The organism is Albidovulum sp. (assembly GCF_008933605.1).
GTDB lineage: Bacteria > Pseudomonadota > Alphaproteobacteria > Rhodobacterales > Rhodobacteraceae > Albidovulum.
In genome coordinates this window covers 1-2,106 of record NZ_WBUS01000278.1, presented here as the reverse complement: position 1 = coordinate 2,106, position 2,106 = coordinate 1, and the positions used below count along the sequence as shown (strand labels likewise).

Sequence of the window (2,106 nt, the reverse complement as noted above, 5' to 3'; positions counted from 1 at the left end):
GGCCGTCCCCGGATGTGCCGGGGACGCCTTGCCGTCATGCGGCGGCGCTGTTTGCCCTGGCGGTCGGCGCGGTGAAGCGGCGCAGGCGGAGGGCGTTGGCGAGGACGAAGACGGAGGAGAGCGCCATGGCGCCGGCGGCGAGGGCGGGCGAGAGGAGGAGGCCGGTGGCGGGCCAGAGCGCGCCGGCGGCGAGCGGGATCAGGGCGGCGTTGTAGGCGAAGGCCCAGAAGAGGTTCTGGCGGATGTTGCGCATCGTCGCGCGGGAGAGGGCGATGGCGTCCGGCACGCCGCGCAGCGAGCCCGAGATCAGCACCACGTCGGCGGCCTCGATGGCGACATCGGTGCCGGTGCCGATGGCAAGGCCGACATCGGCCTCGGCCAGCGCCGGGGCATCGTTGATGCCGTCGCCGACGAAGGCGACGGGGCCCTGCGCCTTCAGCCGCCGGATCGCCGCCACCTTGCCGTCGGGCAGCACCTCGGCCACCACCTCGTCGAGGCCGAGGCGGCGGGCGATGGCCGCGGCGGTGCGGCGGTTGTCGCCGGTGATCATGGCGACCTTGAGCCCGAGGGCATGCAGCGCCCGGATCGCCTCCGGCGTCGTCGCCTTGACCGGGTCGGCGACGGCGAGGATCGCGGCGAGGCGCCCGCCGATGGCGGCATAGAGCGGCGACTTGCCCTCGTCGGCGAGGCGCGCGGCGGCCCCCGCGAAGGCGCCCAGGTCATGGCCGAGCCGCGCCATGTAGCGGTCGGCGCCGATCTCGACCCGCGTGCCGCCCGCCTCGGCGGCGACGCCGAAGCCGGTGACGCTCTCGAAGGAGGCGAGCGCGGGCAGCGCCAGCCCCTCGGCCTCGGCCGCCGCGACGATGGCCCGCGCGATCGGGTGCTCGGACCTCACCTCGACGGCGGCGATCCGCGCGAGCACCCCGGCGCGGTCGAAGCCCTCGGCGAGGACGAGGTCGGTGAGCCGCGGCTTGCCCTCGGTCAGCGTGCCGGTCTTGTCGAGCGCCACGACGCGGGCGTCCTGCAGGCCCTGCAGCGCGTCGCCCTTGCGGAAGAGGACGCCAAGCTCCGCCCCCCGGCCGGTGCCGACCATGATCGAGGTCGGCGTGGCCAGCCCCATGGCGCAGGGGCAGGCGATGATCAGCACCGCGACCGCGTTGACGAGGCCGAAGGTCAGCGCCGGCTCGGGCCCGAAGAGGAGCCAGACGCCGAAGGTCAGCGCGGCGAGCGCCATCACCGCGGGGACGAACCACAGGGTGATGCGGTCGACGAGGCCCTGGATCGGCAGCTTCGCGGCCTGCGCCGCCTCGACCATGCGGATGATCTGGGCGAGCACCGTGTCGCTGCCCACGGCGGTGGCCTCGAAGGCGAAGGCGCCGGTCTGGTTCACGGTGCCGCCGGTGACCCTGGCGCCCGCGGCCTTGGCGACCGGGATCGGCTCGCCGGTGATCATCGACTCGTCCACCCAGCTCTCGCCCTCGATCACCGCGCCGTCGACCGGCACCCGCTCGCCCGGGCGCACCTCGACGATATCGCCGGGGGCGACGTCGGCGACCGCGATCTCGGCGACGCCCGCGCCGCGGCGGACGCGGGCGGTCCGCGCCTGCAGGCCCATGAGCCGCCGGATCGCCTCGGAGGTGCGCCCCCTGGCGCGTGCCTCGAGCAGCCGGCCGAGGAGGATCAGCGTCACGATGACCGCGGCGGCCTCGTAGTAGACGTTCACCGTGCCCGCGGGCAGCAGGCCCGGGGCGAAGGTCGCGACGACGGAATAGGCATAGGCCGCCAGCGTGCCGACGGCGACGAGGCTGTTCATGTCCGGCGCGCCGCGCAGGAGCGCCGGGATGCCCTTGCGGTAGAAGCGCAGGCCCGGGCCGGCGAGCACCGCCGTGGTCAGCGCGAACTGGATCAGCCAGCTCGTCCCCATGCCGATGGTCGCGGCGATCAGGTGGTGCAGGGCGGGGATGACGTGGCTGCCCATCTCGAGGAGGAAGACCGGCAGGGTCAGGGCGGCGGCGATTGCGAGGGCGCGCGCGAGGGCGCGGCGTTCCCCGTCCCTGCGGGCCTCGGCCTCCGCCTCGGCCTCGGCCTCCGCCGCTCCGCCCCGGT

General features: G+C 75.3%; 1 protein-coding gene. It reads right to left on the bottom strand.

The window, feature by feature from the left end:
* Positions 1-34: 34 nt before the first annotated feature.
* Positions 35-2,106, bottom strand: a 2,072-nt coding sequence (locus F9K34_RS18750; protein WP_291338618.1) for a copper-translocating P-type ATPase, incomplete at its 5' end; no start/stop codon positions are given.